At 72.8% G+C, this 14,970-nt stretch carries 13 protein-coding genes; 5 read left to right on the top strand and 8 right to left on the bottom strand.

Going from position 1 to position 14,970, the window contains the following annotated elements; all coding sequences use genetic code 11:
- On the top strand, positions 1–680 hold a 680-nt coding region (locus GJ743_RS03690), incomplete at its 5' end, for a SulP family inorganic anion transporter (RefSeq protein ID WP_155050585.1).
- A 96-nt stretch (positions 681–776) separates the two neighbouring features.
- On the opposite strand, the gene GJ743_RS03685 is transcribed toward GJ743_RS03690, so the two are convergent.
- Complete coding sequence (locus tag GJ743_RS03685) at positions 777–2,096, bottom strand: MFS transporter (RefSeq protein WP_155050584.1); 1,320 nt, start codon at positions 2,094–2,096, stop codon at positions 777–779.
- Between the two features lie 190 nt (positions 2,097–2,286).
- Here GJ743_RS03685 and GJ743_RS03680 point away from each other — a divergent pair, with 190 nt between their 5' ends.
- On the top strand, positions 2,287–2,769 hold the full coding sequence (locus tag GJ743_RS03680) for an NUDIX hydrolase (protein WP_155050583.1): 483 nt from the start codon (positions 2,287–2,289) through the stop codon (positions 2,767–2,769).
- Between the two features lie 48 nt (positions 2,770–2,817).
- Here GJ743_RS03680 and GJ743_RS03675 read toward each other — a convergent pair whose 3' ends face one another.
- The gene (locus tag GJ743_RS03675; RefSeq protein ID WP_155050582.1) at positions 2,818–3,747 is read right to left on the bottom strand and encodes an ROK family protein; all 930 of its coding nucleotides are present in this window, start codon (positions 3,745–3,747) and stop codon (positions 2,818–2,820) included.
- 272 nt (positions 3,748–4,019) lie between these two features.
- On the opposite strand from GJ743_RS03675, the gene GJ743_RS03670 reads away from it, so the two are divergent.
- Positions 4,020–6,362: a CotH kinase family protein gene (locus tag GJ743_RS03670; protein ID WP_155050581.1), complete on the top strand. Its 2,343-nt coding sequence runs from the start codon at positions 4,020–4,022 to the stop codon at positions 6,360–6,362.
- 37 nt (positions 6,363–6,399) lie between these two features.
- On the opposite strand, the gene GJ743_RS03665 is transcribed toward GJ743_RS03670, so the two are convergent.
- The 6 genes from GJ743_RS03665 to GJ743_RS03640 form a co-directional block, all read right to left on the bottom strand.
- The gene (locus GJ743_RS03665; protein ID WP_155050580.1) at positions 6,400–6,975 is read right to left on the bottom strand and encodes a GNAT family N-acetyltransferase; all 576 of its coding nucleotides are present in this window, start codon (positions 6,973–6,975) and stop codon (positions 6,400–6,402) included.
- A gap of 2 nt (positions 6,976–6,977) precedes the next feature.
- Entirely contained in the window at positions 6,978–7,919 is a 942-nt protein-coding gene (locus GJ743_RS03660) for a hypothetical protein (RefSeq protein WP_155050579.1), read from the bottom strand.
- Positions 7,920–7,987: 68 nt separating this feature from the next.
- The gene (locus GJ743_RS03655) at positions 7,988–8,527 is read right to left on the bottom strand and encodes an ASCH domain-containing protein (RefSeq protein ID WP_328288745.1); all 540 of its coding nucleotides are present in this window, start codon (positions 8,525–8,527) and stop codon (positions 7,988–7,990) included.
- Positions 8,524–9,996, bottom strand: a complete 1,473-nt coding sequence (locus tag GJ743_RS03650; protein ID WP_155050577.1) for a carboxylesterase family protein — start codon at positions 9,994–9,996, stop codon at positions 8,524–8,526. The genes GJ743_RS03655 and GJ743_RS03650 overlap by 4 nt, the downstream gene beginning before the upstream one ends.
- A gap of 133 nt (positions 9,997–10,129) precedes the next feature.
- Positions 10,130–10,420 carry a DUF4287 domain-containing protein gene (locus GJ743_RS03645; protein ID WP_155050576.1) on the bottom strand — a complete coding sequence of 97 codons (291 nt, stop codon included), beginning with the start codon at positions 10,418–10,420 and terminating at the stop codon, positions 10,130–10,132.
- A 34-nt stretch (positions 10,421–10,454) separates the two neighbouring features.
- On the bottom strand, positions 10,455–10,847 hold the full coding sequence (locus GJ743_RS03640; RefSeq protein WP_328288744.1) for a cupin domain-containing protein: 393 nt from the start codon (positions 10,845–10,847) through the stop codon (positions 10,455–10,457).
- A 158-nt stretch (positions 10,848–11,005) separates the two neighbouring features.
- On the opposite strand from GJ743_RS03640, the gene GJ743_RS19375 reads away from it, so the two are divergent.
- Entirely contained in the window at positions 11,006–12,037 is a 1,032-nt protein-coding gene (locus GJ743_RS19375) for a DUF5937 family protein (protein WP_328288743.1), read from the top strand.
- A gap of 185 nt (positions 12,038–12,222) precedes the next feature.
- Positions 12,223–14,964 carry an ATP-binding protein gene (locus tag GJ743_RS03630; RefSeq protein ID WP_328288747.1) on the top strand — a complete coding sequence of 914 codons (2,742 nt, stop codon included), beginning with the start codon at positions 12,223–12,225 and terminating at the stop codon, positions 14,962–14,964.
- The last annotated feature ends 6 nt before the right edge of the window (positions 14,965–14,970 follow it).

Here is a 14,970-nt window from a genome sequence, read left to right as displayed (position 1 = left end):
CCGGCCTGTTCGGCGGCATGGGCGGCTGCGCGATGATCGGCCAGACGATGATCAACGTGAAGGTCTCGGGCGCGCGCACCCGCATCTCGACGTTCCTCGCCGGCGTGTTCCTGCTCATCCTCGTGGTCGGGCTCGGCGACCTCGTCGCGATCATCCCGATGGCGGCACTCGTCGCCGTCATGGTCATGGTCTCGGTCGCGACCTTCGACTGGCACTCGGTGCGCTGGTCGACCCTGAAGCGGATGCCGAAGTCGGAGACGATCGTCATGGTCGCGACCGTGGCCGTGGTCGTCGCCACGCACAACCTCGCGATCGGCGTGATCGTCGGCGTGCTCGTCGCGATGGTCGCCTTCGCCCGTCGCGTCGCGCACTTCGCGACCGTGACCCGCCGGCTGGCGCTCGACGAGCCGGTGCCGACCGCGTACTACCGGGTCGACGGCGAGCTGTTCTTCGCCTCGTCGAACGACCTGACCACGCAGTTCGAGTACGCCGACGATCCGGAGCGCGTGGTGATCGACCTGTCGGGCTCGCACATCTGGGACGCCTCGACCGTTGCGGCGCTCGACGCGATCACGACGAAGTACGAGCGCCACGGCACACAGGTCGTCATCGAGGGCCTGAACGAGGCGAGCTCCGCGATGCACGCGCGACTGGCCGGGCGGCTCGGCGCCGGGCACTGACCGTCGGGGCGCCGACCTGCGGTCGCCGATCCGGGCAGCGAAGACGACGAGAGGCGGATGCCGCGCGGCATCCGCCTCTCGTCGTCGTTCAGGAGGTCAAGCGCTCAGGTCGACGTCCTTCGTCTCCTTGACCATCGAGACGCCGATCAGCGAGATCACCGCGGCGATCGCGATGTAGAGGCCGATCGTCCACGACATGCCCGTCTCGCCGAGCAGGGCGGCGGCGATCATCGGGGCGAACGCGCCGCCGAGGATCGCGCCGAGCGCGTAGCCGATCGAGACGCCCGAGTAGCGCACCTTCGCCGGGAACATCTCGGCGTAGAGCGCCGCCTGCGGGCCGTACGAGAGGCCGAGGCCGAACGTCATCAGGAACAGTGCCACGAAGTACCAGACGATGTTCCCGGTGTCGATGAGGAACCACATCGGGATCGCCCAGAGGGCGAGGAACACGTAGCCGATCTGGAAGGTGCGGATGCGACCGAGGCGGTCGGAGAGCCGGCCGCCCCACAGCGTGAAGATCAGCCAGCCGAACGAGGCGAACGTCGTGGCGAGCAGCACCGACGGACGGTCCATGCCGAGCGCGGTCACGGCGTACGTCGCGAAGTACGCGATGAGCAGGTAGCCCGCCGCGTTGTTCGCGATGAAGATGACCGCGGTGAGGATCACGTTCTTCGTGTTGCTGCGGAAGAGCTCCTTGAGCGGCGCCGAGGACTCCTGCTTGCGCTCCTGGAGCTCCTTGAAGACCGGGCTCTCCTCGACCGCGCGACGGATCAGGTAGCCGACGACGATCAGCACGATCGAGAACATGAACGGAATGCGCCAGCCCCACTCCATGAACGCCTCAGGCGACATGGTCGAGGTGATGATCCAGAGCGTGAAGGTCGCGAGGATCATGCCGACCGGAACGCCGATCTGCGGGAAGGCGCCGAAGAAGCCGCGCTTGCCCTCCGGTGCGTGCTCGACCGACATGAGCGCCGCGCCGCCCCACTCGCCGCCGGCCGAGAAGCCCTGCAGGATCCGGAGCGTGATCAGGAGGATCGGCGCCGCGATGCCGATCGCGGCGTAGGTGGGCAGGAAACCGATGAGCGAGGTCGAGAGGCCCATGAGGATGAGCGTGAAGACCAGCATCTTCTTGCGCCCGAGCTTGTCGCCGAGCCAGCCGGCGACGACCGCGCCGAGCGGGCGGAAGAGGAACGAGATGCCGATCGTCGCGAAGGCGAGCACCTGCGCGAGGGTCGGGTTCGACTCCGCGAGCGGGGCGAGGAAGAGCGGCGCGAGCACGAGGCCGGCCGCCTGGGCGTAGATGAAGAAGTCGTACCACTCGATGGACGTGCCCACGAGGGTGCCGGCGAGGACCTTGCGCTCCTCGGCGGACATCCTCCCGGTGCGCGTGGACTCCTGGACGGATGAGGACATGCGAACTCCGTTGTTCTGTGCAGGGTTGGAACGGGGGTCGGCGCGGGGGTGGTGCGCCGTTGCGGGGTTTCCCGACCGATCGTTCGGTTGGAAAACCGACCATAGCGCACCGACGCCGCCGAACGGTAGCCCCCTGCGACGAACGGCGGTGCCCGCGCGACGAACGGACGTGGGCGAATAGGGTTTCGCCATGCCCACGCCCGACTTCGTGCTCGAACTCCGACGCCACGTCGGGACCGCACCGCTCCCGCTCGTCGGCGTGACCGCCGTGATCCTCCGCGAGGGGCGGGTGCTCCTCGGCCGCAGGTCCGACACCGGCGCCCTCACCCCCATCACCGGCATCGTCGATCCCGGCGAGGAGCCCGCTGTGGCCGCGGCGCGCGAGGCCCACGAGGAGGCCGGCGTGCGCATCCGCGTCGAGCGGCTCGCGTGGGTGCACCAGGTGCCCCGCATCGTCTACCGCAACGGCGACCGGGCCGACTACCTCGACCTCACCTTCCGCTGCAGCTGGGTCGAGGGCGAGCCGCACCCCGCCGACGGCGAGATGATCGATCTCGGATGGCACGACCCGGCCGATCTCGCCGCCCTCGGCGCCGTCGACGCCGAGCACCGGTCCCGCATCGAGGCCGCGCTCGCCGCGGGCGACGGGCCGGCGCGCTTCGAGATCGGCTGAGCGCCCGTCGGTCGCGGCCGCCGGTCGACCGGCCGGAGTCCCGCGCGCTCAGTCGGTGAACGCCAGCAGCGCGGCGCCGACGAGCGGTGCGTCGTCCCCGAGCTCGGCGGGCACGACCCGCACCTCGCGTGCGGCGGGGAGCACCGCGGTGCGGTGGGCGGCCGCCTCGACGAGCGGCAGGTAGTCGTCGGCGACCCGGGAGAAGCCGCCGCCGATCGCGACGGTGGTGACGTCGAGCAGCGCGGCGAACGACGCGATCGCCTGCCCCACGGAATCCGCCGACCGGCGCACGGCCCGCACCGCGACCGGGTGGCCCGCGCGATAGTCGGCCGCGAGCGCGAGCCCGTCGACGCCGACCCATCCGTGGGCGTTCGCCCATCGGACGGTGGCCGGACCCGAGGCGACCGCTTCGACGGTCGCCGCGACGGGGTCGTCGGCGGACGGGCGGCGGACCCAGGCCTGCCCCACGTGCCCGGCGTTGCCGGAGTCGCCGCGGATCACGCGTCCGTCGACCAGGAGCCCGCCGCCGATCCCGGTCGACACGACCATCGCGATGCCGTTGCGCACGCCCCGCAGCGCCCCGAAGCGCGCCTCGGCCAGCGCGATGCACGTGCCGTCGAGTGCGACCACGACGGGTGCGCCGTGCGCGAAGCGCTCGACCGCCGGCACGAGCGGCAGGTCGCGGATGCCGGGCATGTTCAAGGGCGACACGTGCGTCCCGTCGCCGAGGAGCGGGCCGGCGGTCCCGACGCCGACGCCGACGAGCCGGTGCGCCGGCCCCGCGGCATCCGTCGCCCGCTCGCACACTGTGGCGATCGCGAGGGCGAACGTCTCGGGCGTCTGACCCGCACCGGTCGGCGCACGATGGCGGCTGCCCGCCACGATGCGCCCCTCGGCATCGACGAGTGCGGCATCGACCTTCGTGCCGCCGATGTCGACGGCGAGGGCGACGGGGATCTCGGATGCTGCTGCGGGCATGCGTCGATCATGCCGGATCGTCTCGAGCGCCACGTCGAGGGCGCCCTCGATCGGGTCGAGGGAGCGGCGGACGCCCTCCGGTTCGCTGGCCCCCGAACTGGGCTCAACAAGTGAGGAGTCCTCGCGACGTACCCCCAAAACGGGTGTGACCGGGCCGATGGACCTCCTCCGGGGGGTCGACTCCGGAGTAGCCTCCTCGCCAAACCCGCAACCCCCCGCACCCACCGAGACCAACGCGAGGGGCGCGGTCGACCAAGGTCGAGGAGGACCCGATGCGCACCGCACGACCCGGAATCCTGTCACTGGCGATCGCCGCCGCACTCGCACTCGCCCTCCCGCTCGGGCTCTCGCCCGCGCTGGCCGAGGAGCTGCCGCCATCCGCCCCGGTCGAGACGACGGAGGCGCCGCCGCCGGAGTCGCCGGCCCCGACCGAGCCCGCGGCTCCGGTCGAGGCGACGGAACCCGCGGCGCCGCCTGAGAAGACCGCTTCGCCGCAGCCCGAGGCCCAGCAGCTCGCCGCCCAGGCCCTCGCCGCCCCGCCGGAGATCGTCAACGACGTCCCGTCGATCTCGATCCAGCTGCCGGAGGGCTACTCGCTGGACGGCGACCTGAACGCGTCGAAGGACGAGATCCCCGTCGACCCGGACACTGAAGATCATTCGCTGCTCACGCTCGTCGACCCCGCGAACGCGGCGAACAACCTCACCGACGCCTCCCTCGAGGAGATCAAGGGCCGCGGCAACTTCACCTGGACGCTCGACAAGAAGCCGTACCAGATCAAGTTCGACAGCTCGACGCCGATCCTCGGCATGCAGTCGGCGAAGACGTGGATCCTGCTCGCCAACCACGCCGACCCGTCGCTGCTGCGCAACAAGGTCGCCTACGACCTCGCGGCGGCGTTCGGCCTGCCGGGAACCCCGGACTCGCGGTTCGTGGACCTCACGATCAACGGCGAGTACCTCGGCAACTACCTGCTGAGCGAGAAGGTCGAGGTCAAGAAGAACCGGCTCGAGCTCGCCGACCCCGGCGGGATCCTGCTCGAGCTCGACAACAACTACGGCACCGCCGAGGACTTCTACTTCCACACGCAGCGCAGCAACACGCTGTTCGTGCTGAAGGACGCCGTGGAGGACGTGGACGACCCGCTGGCGCCGCCGCTGGCCGATGCCTACGCGGACATCCAGGACTACCTCGACGAGATCGAGTCGCACCTGTACGCGAACGATCCGGACTGGGACGCGCTCAGCGCCCTGATCGACGTCGAGTCGTTCATCAAGTACTACTTCGTGTTCGAGGTCGCGGAGAACCCCGAGATCACGCAGTCGAGCGTGTTCTTCTGGCGCGACGGCGTGAACGACGTCCTGCACGCCGGACCGGTGTGGGACTTCGACAGCGCCTTCGCGGAGTACGTCTCGGAGAACCTCGGCGGCGATCCGCGCCAGGACTACGTGATGAACGGGCAGTTCTTCCGGAACAAGGGCAACGGCTGGTACACCCAGTTCATGCGGATCCCCGAGTTCGTCGAGGCGGTCCGAGACCTCTACGACAATGAGCTCAAGGCGATCATCGACGAACTGCCGACGAAGATCGACGAGTACGCCGCCGGCATCCCCGAATCGGCCGACGCGAACTTCGACACGTGGGACGTGCTCGGCGGACCGGGCGAGTTCAACGGCGGTCACGTCATCGCCGACACGTGGCAGGGCGAGGTCGACTACCTGAGGGACTGGGTCGAGCGACGCATCGCCCACCTCGCCACCGTGTACGGCGTGGGCAACCCGATGCTCACCTACTCGGCCCATGTGCAGAGTCTCGGCTGGCAGCAGAGCCGCACCGGCGGACAGGTCGCGGGCACCGCGGGCAAGTCGCTCCGAGTCGAGGCGCTCGATCTCGAGCTCGATGCGAACGGGCTGTCGGGCGTGCTGCAGAGCCGCGGACACGTCCAGAGCATCGGCTGGACCGGATGGCAGAACGGCGACACCGTGCTCGGTACGACCGGTCGTGGCCTCCGGCTCGAGGCGCTCCAGTTCCGGCTCACCGACCAGCTCGCGTCGAACTTCGACATCGAGTACCGCGCGCACGTCGCGAAGGTCGGCTGGATGCCCTGGGTCGAGAACGGCGCGGTCACCGGCACCACCGGTCGGGGCCTGCCGATCGAGGCCGTGCAGATCCGACTCATCGAGCGCGAGCCGGTCGTCGGCAGCTCGGTCTTCTACCGCGCCCACGTGGCCAAGATCGGGTGGATGTCCGAGGTCTCGGACGGCGCGGTCGCCGGCACCACCGGGCAGTCGCTCGCCATGCAGGCGCTCGAGGCGTCGGTCGTGAGCAGCGAGTACTCGGGCGGGATCCAGTACCGGGCGCACGTGCAGAGCCTCGGCTGGATGCCGTGGACGAACTCGCCGAACTACATCGGCACCGTCGGCCAGAACCTGAGGATGGAGGCGCTGCAGATCCAGCTCACGGGCGACATCGCCGCGCACTACTCCATCAGGTACAGCGCCCACGTGCAGGGCATCGGCTGGCAGTCGTGGGTCGCCGACGGGCAGACGGCGGGCACGACCGGCCAGGCGAAGCGCGTCGAGGCGATCAAGATCGAGCTCGTCCCGAAGCCCTGACGGTTCCGAAGCCCTGACGGCGTCGCGGCCTGCGCGTTCAGCGCAGGTCGCGACGCATCAGGATGCGCGGGAAGCCGTTCAGCACGCTCGTCGTGTCGGCGGCCTTCTCGAAGCCGGCGCGCTCGAACGCGGCGCGGGTGCCGACGTAGGCCATCGTGAGGTCGACCCTCTCGCCGCGGTTGTCGACGGGATAGGCCTCGACCATCGGAGCGCCGTGTTCGCGCGCGAACGCGACCGCGCCCTCGATGAGGTGGTGGGAGATGCCCTGCTTGCGGTGGCCCGGGCGGACGCGGACGCACCACAGCGACCACACGTCGAGGTCGTCGACGTGGGGGATGCGCCGGTTCGTGGCGAAGCTCGTGTCGGCGCGCGGATGGATCGCCGCCCAGCCGACGGGTTCGTCGCCGTCGTAGGCGATCACTCCGGGCGCCGGATCCTGTGCGCAGAGCTCGCGCACGCGCTCGCCGCGGGCGGGCCCGGTGAGCGACTGGTTCTCCTTCGACGAGGTCAGCCGGTAGCTCAGGCAGAAGCACACGCTCGCATCGGGCCGCTTGGGTCCGAGGACCGCGGCCACGTCTGCGAAGGCGGATGCCGCCCGCACCTCGATCGCCATCGTCAGCCGACCGACGCCGGATCGGCCCACCGCAGCACGCGCAGCGCGCGCAGCGTGTTCCACGGGCTCGGCTCGCCCTCGGGCGCGTCGACCTCGTACCGGTTGCCGCCGGGCCAGCTCCGGCCGGCACGCCATCGCCCGTCGTCGCCCTGCTGCTCGAGGACGAGGTCGAGTGCTGGCCGGAGCCGTGCGTCGGCGGGGCCGCCGGCAGCGCGGAAGTGGTCGAGCGCGCGCAGCACGTCGTAGAACCAGTAGGTCGGGAAGGAGAAGTTCGTGTAGCGCGGCTTCACGAGCTCGCCCGTCGACCTCCGGCGGAAGAGGCTGCGCTCGAGCAGGTACTCCTCGCCGCGGCGTCGGGCGTCGGTCACCGCGGCGTCGGCCGACCCGGTCGCGCGCTCGTACTCGAGGAGCCCCTCGATCACGCACAGGGTCGAGTCGAACGACGAGCGCTGGGATTCGTCGGCCGGCTCGCAGTTCCACCCGCCGTCGGGCAGCGCCTCATCGAGCAGGCGCGCGATGATCCGGTCGCTGCCCTCGCCGAGCACGCCGAAGTACGCGGCGTTCGCCAGGACGCCGCCGTTCACGCACTCCTCGACCTCGCCGCTGAAGTACGGGAGGTCGTCGAACTCCGCCCAGACCACGTCGGCGACGACGCGGTCGACGGCGGCGCGCACGGGCGCCGCGTCCGGCGGCGCACCGAGGTTCCGCAGGACCTGCAGGGTCCACATGACCGAGTCGCGCTCGCGACTCGGACCGTAGACCTGCCCGCCCCAGTATCCGTCGTCGGCCTGCGCCGCCAGGAGCCGCGCACCCCAGCCCGCGGTCGCGACCCGCGCGCGTTCGGTGTCGATGGCGTCGTCGGGTGCACCCTGCAGGTCGCGCATGACCTGCCAGCGCACGCTCGGGTCGCCGTCGAGGAGCCAGGTGATGACGTCGTCGCGCATGCGGCCATGCTCGCCCATGCCGCCGACACCGGCGAGGGATCGACGGTGGGCGCGGGGCGAGGTCGCCGTCAGCGGTCGGCGGCCTCGGGCGGCCAGGCGACCTCGAACCGCTCGAACACCACCTCGAGGTCGTCGTGCCACGCGATCCCGATTCCGGGGCAGACCCGCCGCCAGTACCGTCGGTGGTTCTCCTGCCACGATCCGAGGGTGCGGTCGTCCTCGCCCTCGTCGTACGCGAACGCGGCGTCGACGCTCGAGAACGGTCCGATGCGGAGTTCGGTGCTGCGGAGGATCGCCCGCGGACTGCCGGCCGAGTCGCACGCGATCCAGTGGCTGCCGACACGGGGGAGCGGCTGCCCCTCGTGGCGGAACTCGGCGACGAGCGAGGCCGTGGCGCGCTTGGTGCCGTCGAGCACGAGCACCAGCAGTTCGTCGGTGAGCGCCGGATGGTCGCCGAAGACCTCGACGCTCGGGGGTTCCGTGTCGAGCGCGCGTTCGGGGCGGGCGGCGCGGTACTCCTCCCAGAACGCCGCCGCGGCGGTCTCGTCGACCGGCGCGTTCTCGTCCGCCGGCGCGTTCTCGTCCGCCGGCGCGTTCCCTGCGCTCACACGCGCCTCGCCAGCAGGCTGCCCGCCCAGCCGTGGCCGGTCGGCACGTACCCGGCGGGGAACGAGCCGGTGCGGGCGAACTCCGCCCATGCCGCGCGGAGCGCGGCGCCCGCGGCGACGAGGCTCCGAGCGCCGTCGGGCGCGAGCAGCGGGGTGCCGGTCCAGGCCTCGGTGGCCGGGAACAGCAGCGCGACCTCGATCGCGTGCGCCGACCCGATCCGGCTGCCGTCGGGGTGCCCGTCGAACTCGGCGACCCGCACCTCGGCGCCGCCGCGGTCGAGGATCCGCGCGAACCGGCGTGAACCGGAGCGGTACACCGCGTTCGTCGTCCGCGCCACGATCAGGCGGCGCAGCCACGACCCGACGACGGGTCGCGCGGCGAGCGCGGCGAGCTTCGGGTCGACCTCGAAGAAGAACGCGGTCTCGTCGCGGTTCCAGGTGACGAGCACGTCGAGGCCCGGGGCGTGCTCGCGCCAGGCGGCCTCGATGCGGTCCTCGGGCGGGAGCGGCGCGACCCCGGCACGTGGACCGAACGGCATCGCCGAGCGGAGTCCGGATCCCGCCGCGGCCTCCTTCGCCCGTGCCTGCGCGGCGAACAGCTCCTCGAGCGTCGCGTCCGGGGAGAGGGGGCCCGCGGCATCCGCCATGCGTCGCTGCATGTCGGCGCGCCCGGTGCGGATGCCGAGCGGTGCGCTCTGCAGGATGACGCGCCGGAACAGTCCGCGGGCGTCGTCGGCGGCGATCAGGTGCGCGAGCGCGTCGCCGCCCGACGATTGGCCGATGGCCGTGATCCGCTCGGGGTCGCCGCCGAAGGCGGCGATGTGCTCGCCGACCCAACGGAACGCCGCGATGAGGTCGAGCAGGCCGAGGTTCGCCGGGTGCGCGGCATCCGTCGGGTAGCCGAGCAGCCCGAGGCGCGAGGTGACGGACACGACGACCACCCGCTGCTCGCGCACGAGGGCGGCGGGGTCGTAGCCCGCGAGGTCGCCGGCGCCCGAGACGTGCGAGCCGCCGTGCACCCAGACCAGCACTGGCATGGCCTCGTCGGGCGCGCCCTCCGGGACGGTGATCGTGAGCCGGAGGCAGTCCTCGTCGAACTCCACCCCCCGGAGCGGGCGGCCGAGCAGTTCGTCGCTCGGGCTCTGCGGCTGAGGGCACGCGATCCGGCGATCCTGCAGCGCGGATGCCTCGTCGGGCCGGATCTCGGCGGCGACCGGCGCCTCGAAGCGTCGGGCGGTCGCGTACCGGACGTTGCGCACGCGCACGACGCCGTCGCCGGCGACGGCGGGGAACGTGCCGAGCGGCGTCTCGAACTCCGTCGGCTCGCCGAGGGGGAGCTGGCCGGCAGGGTCGGCCGGGCTCGCTTCGGTCGGGCTCGGGTGGGCTGGGCTCGGGTGGGCTTGGCTCGGGTGGGCTGGGCTCGGGTGGGTCGGGCTCGTGCCGGTCGTGGTCGGGTCGGTCTGTGTCATCGGGTCGACTCCAGCGCGTCCCGCCCGGACCGTCCGAGCGGGGTGCGTCGCCAGCGTAGCCCGACGCCCCGACGGGAACGAGGCCGCCGGGGCCCCGACCGTCCGGGCGCCGGCGCTCGCCGGTCGAGCCCGGTCAGCGATTCGGGTTCGTCGCCGCCCCGTCGAGCCAGAGCTCGTCGGTCGGATCGCTGTGGGTGCCGCCGCTGTCGACGTGCTTCGCGCTGATCTGCGGGCCCTTCGTGATGACGTGCACGAGCGCCATGGCGTGCCCGCGGCCGAGGTCGTAGTCCTCGGCGAGCCACTGCACGATGGGCGTCGCCTTGGTGCCGGGCCCGAAGCCCTTCTCGTCGGCGAGCGCGACGAACTGCCGCGGGGTGAGCCCGGTCTTGGCCTCGATGTTGTCGAGGTACGCCTGGAACGACATGGGGTTCTCCTTCGGTGGTGGTGGAACGGTCGGTTCAGTCCTCGTCGGCCCAGGTCTGGACGATGACGGCGGACGCGTGGATGCAGAGCACCTTCAGCCGGCCCTCGCCGACGTTCTCGAAGCGGTGCCAGACGCCGGCGGGCACGGTCGCGGTGTCGCCGGTCGTGGCGACCAGGCGGCGCTCGCCCATGGTGATCTCGGCCGTGCCCTCGAGCACGACCCAGGTCTCGGTGTACGGATGCCAGTGCAGCCCCGGCCCCTCGCCCGGCTCGTTGTCGACGAAGAAGTAGGAGATGCCGGCACCGTGGTCGAGGCCGACGAAGCGGCGCGTGCGACCCGTGCCGATGCGCAGCGATTCGGCCGTCACGACGAGGTCGCCGGCCGGCGCCGTCATGGTCGGTGCGAGGGTGATCTCGGCGGGGTTCACGGCGGCCTCGATTCGTGGTGGGTGGCGGTGGCGGATGCCGCGGCCCGGCCGTTCGGCGGGTGCTGCGGTGTCTGGTGCAAGGCTCCCGCCGCGGCATCCGCTCGGGAACTGTTTCGATCTGGATCGAAACATCGGCGCCGACGTGGGATGCTGGCCGGGTGGAACCGGCGACGCTCGGGCGGCACGCCCGGGAGACGGCGACGCAGCGCCGCTACGTCGACTTCCGCCTCGCGCCGGGCGACGTGTCGGCGATCCGGTTCGGCGTCTCGCCCGGGCACGAGGTGTGCCACGCGGTCCGGGTGCTGCAGCGTCCGGCCGAGCATCCGCTGCAGTGGGGGTGGCTGCGCAGCGTGCGCGATCACGTGCCGCGCGAGGCGTTCGAGCTCGTCGCACTCCTCGTGCGCGAGTCGGGCTACTTCCCCGACTTCTTCACGACCACGCCCACGTGGGACCTCGAGCCCGCCGACGAGGCCGCGCGGCTGCGGGAGGTGCCCGACGAGCTCTTGCGGGTCGACCTCGGCAAGGTCGTCGTCCGCTCGACGGGAGCGCGGCGGCAGGCCGTGCTGCGCATGCTCGACGACCTCCCGCGTGCGCGGGCGATGATCGCCGACGCGTGGCTCGAACTCTGGGCGGCGCTCGTCGAGCCCGTGTGGCCGCAGCTCGAGCGGATCCTCCGCGCCGACATCGCCGTGCGCGCCCGCCGCATCGCGACCGACGGCATCGCCGAGATGGCCGCGGGCCTGCACCGCACGGTCGAGTGGCACGAGGGCGCGCTGCGCGTCGAGCTGACCCAGCACTCCGAGGTGCTCGACTGCCGGGGCTCGGGCATCGTGCTCGTGCCGTCGGTGCTCGGCGGCGGGCGCTGCATGGTGCTCACCGAGCCGCCCGCGCAGCCCACCCTCTTCTACCCGGCGCAGGGCGTCACCGAGAACTGGGCGACGGATGCCACGGCGCTCGCCGAGGCGCTCGCCGCGCTCCTCGGCCCCGCTCGGGCCGGCATCCTGCTCGCCGCGCACGAGGCGCGGACCACGTCGCAGGTGGCGACGGACTCGGGCCTCGCGATCTCGACCGCGTCACATCACCTCACGGTGCTCCGCGAGGCGGGGCTCGTGGCGAGCCGCCGCGACGGCTCGCGCATGCTGCACCAGCGCACGCCGCTCGGCGAGGCGCTCGTCGGCGCCGCGATCTGAGCGGGTGATCCCCGCGGGCGGCCGCCGCCGTCGATCGCCCGCCGTCGGCCGCCGTGCGCATCGAAGCGTCGCGGATGGCGGTTCGCACCCGCCATTCGCGACGTCTCGGCGGCCGACTGCGGGCCGCGGTCCGCTCGCGGCTCGCGTCGTAGACGCGGGCGCGGCGGGAGGGATACGGTTTCCGCATCGACGCCGAATCCCCCCTGCTCCTCGGACGCGCGCCCGAGCTCGAACGTCTGGCTGCGCTGCTCGGCGGCGCCCGGAACCGGCGCGGCGGGGCGCTTCTCGTCCGTGGCGAACCGGGCATCGGCAAGAGCACCCTGCTCGATGAGACGGTCCGAACCGCGCGCGGACTGCTCGTCGTGCGCGCCAACGGATTCGAGGCGGAGTCGGCGATGCCGTACGCGGCGCTGCAGCGGCTCGGGACGCCGTTCGCCGACCTCGTCGACGGGCTGCCGCCCCGACAGGCGGCCGCGCTCCGCATCGCGGCGGGGCTCGACCGCGGCGAGCCGCCCGATCGCTACCTGGTGGGCCTCGGCGTGCTGTCCGTCCTCGCCGCGGCGGGCGAGGCCGAGCCGGTGCTGTGCGTCGTCGACGACGCCCACCTGCTCGACGCCGAGTCGCTCGAGGTCCTCGCGTTCGTCGGTCGGCGCCTGCAGGCCGAGCGGGTCGCGCTGCTGCTCGCCGGGCGAGCGGATGCGATCGCGCCGACCGCCGTCGCCGGAGTGCCGGTGCTCGAGCTCGCCGGACTCGACCCGCTCGATGCCGTGCGCCTGCTCGATCGCGCCGCGGACGAGGCGATCGACCCGTACGTCGCGCGGCGGATCGCGGAGGAGACCGGGGGCAACCCCCTCGCGCTCATCGACCTCGCCCACGACCTCACCGCGAGGGAGTTGACCGCATCCACGCTCGCACCCACACCGGCGCCCGTCGGGGAGCGACTCGAAGCCCACTACCTGCGGCGGTTCGCCGCGATCCCGCAGGACACCCGGCTCTGGCTGCTCGTCGCCGCCGCCGAGTCGACGGGCGACCGGGCGTTGATCGAGGCGGCTGCCGACCGCCTGGGCATGCCGGCGGATGCCGCCGGGCCGGCGGAGGACGCGCAGCTCGTCTCGCTGCGCGGCCGCGTCGCCTTCCGGCATCCGCTCGTCCGCGCCGCCGTGTACAACGGCGTGTCCGAGGCGGATCGGCGACGCGCGCACGAGGCGCTCGGGGCCGTCGCCGACGGCCTGGGCCGTGCCGACGTCGCGGTCTGGCACGCCGCCGCGGCGACGGTCGGCACCGACGAGCGGGTCGCGGCCCGCATGGAGGCCGTCGCGGACACCGCCGGCGGGCGCGGCGGCACGGCGTCGCGCGCCAGGCTGCTCGTCCGGGCGGCCGACCTCACCCCCACCGGGCCCGCGCGCGATGCACGGCTCATCGCGGCCGCCGAGGCCGCCTCGATCGCCGGAGCCGCGCAGCTCGCACTCGAGCTCCTGGGCCGCCTCGACGAGGACCGCCTCGACCCGATCTCGCTCGGCCGCGTGCTGGCCCTTCGCTCGCTGCTCGCGCTCTTCGTCGCCGACCATGACGGCGTCGTCGACGGCGCGGCCACGATGCTGCGCGTCGCCGACCTCGCGCACGGCCTCGCCCCGGAGTTCGAGCAGCGAGCTCTGCTGCGCGCGTTCGAGGGCGAGCTCACGGCCGAGTGGGCGGTCCGCGGCGCCACGCTCCCCGAACTCGGGCAGCGCCTCGCGGCCGGCATCGACGTCGCCCCGGGGGAGACGGCCGTGCTGCTCCGGGCCCTCGCGGCGCACATCCTGCAGCCCTACGACGAGGCCGTGCCGGTCATGCGCGACGCGGTCGAACTGATCCGGGGCATGGAGGACGCGCAGCTGTCCGAACTCGGCTCGGTCGGCGTCGCACTGACGATGGCGCTGTGGGACGAGCGCACCTGCATCGAGCTCCTCGGACGCGCGCTGCGCGCCGCGCGCGACGTCGGGGCGCTCCGGACCGTCGACACCATGCTGTGGCTGCTCAGCCTCGTCGAACTCGTGCGGGGCGACCCCGCGGCCTCCGGCCGGTACATCGAGCAGGTCCGGGAACTCCGGCGCGCCATCGGCTACGACGCCGAGCAGGTCGTCAACGCCTCCTACCTCGCGTGGTCGGGCGCTCCGACCGAGCTCGTCGAGCAGGTCGCCGAGGGCATCCTCGCGACGGGCTTCGCCGGTGCGTGGACGGTCGCGATGACCGGGCTCGGCATCCGCGAGATCGCGGACGGGCACTACCGCGACGCGTTCCACCGGTTCGAGCCGCTCGTCGCGCGCGAGTTCCTCCAGGTGACGTACCAGCAGCTGCCCGACTTCGTCGAGGCGGGGGTGCGGAGCGGCCGGACGGCCGACGTGCGCGCAGCCGCCGCGCGGCTCGACGTCTTCGCGGCGGAGAGCGGCACCCCGTGGATCCGCGGCCTCGCGGAGCGCAGCGCCGCGCTGCTCGCCGACGACGACTCGGCCGAGCCGCGGTACCTCGCGGCGATCGACCACCTCACCCGCTCGACCGCCCGAGCCGACCTCGGCCGTGCGCACCTCGTCTACGGCGAATGGCTCCGGCGCATGAAGCGACGACGGGAGGCGCGCGAGCAGCTCCGGCTCGCGCTCGCGATCTTCGAACGCGCCGGCGCACCGGCGTTCGCCGGGCGTGCGCGGCGCGAGCTCGAGGCGACGGGGGAGCACGTGACCCACCACGTCCCCGGCGACCCGGGCATCGACGAGCTCACACCGCGCGAGGCGACGATCGCACGTCTCGCCGCCGACGGGCGCACCAACGCCGAGATCGGCGCGACGCTCTTCATCAGCTCGAACACGGTCGACTACCACCTGCGCAAGGTGTTCCGGAAGCTGGGCGTCACCTCACGACGCCAGCTCGCCGAGCGCCTGCCGGCGGACTGATCCGCC

The sequence above is a fragment of the Agromyces bracchium genome, assembly GCF_009709675.1.
Lineage (GTDB): Bacteria > Actinomycetota > Actinomycetes > Actinomycetales > Microbacteriaceae > Agromyces > Agromyces bracchium.
Note: the sequence above shows the minus strand (reverse complement) of the source record. Positions and strands in the feature narration are given on the sequence as shown.

Coding starts and splice junctions, on each gene's coding strand:
- GJ743_RS03660 (WP_155050579.1), bottom strand. CDS start 7,919: ATGCGCGACGACGTCATCACCTGGCTCCTCGACGGCGACCCGAGCGTG.
- GJ743_RS03675 (WP_155050582.1), bottom strand. CDS start 3,747: ATGCCCGCAGCAGCATCCGAGATCCCCGTCGCCCTCGCCGTCGACATC.
- GJ743_RS03665 (WP_155050580.1), bottom strand. CDS start 6,975: ATGGCGATCGAGGTGCGGGCGGCATCCGCCTTCGCAGACGTGGCCGCG.
- GJ743_RS03650 (WP_155050577.1), bottom strand. CDS start 9,996: ATGACACAGACCGACCCGACCACGACCGGCACGAGCCCGACCCACCCG.
- GJ743_RS03670 (WP_155050581.1), top strand. CDS start 4,020: ATGCGCACCGCACGACCCGGAATCCTGTCACTGGCGATCGCCGCCGCA.
- GJ743_RS03685 (WP_155050584.1), bottom strand. CDS start 2,096: ATGTCCTCATCCGTCCAGGAGTCCACGCGCACCGGGAGGATGTCCGCC.
- GJ743_RS03680 (WP_155050583.1), top strand. CDS start 2,287: ATGCCCACGCCCGACTTCGTGCTCGAACTCCGACGCCACGTCGGGACC.
- GJ743_RS03645 (WP_155050576.1), bottom strand. CDS start 10,420: ATGTCGTTCCAGGCGTACCTCGACAACATCGAGGCCAAGACCGGGCTC.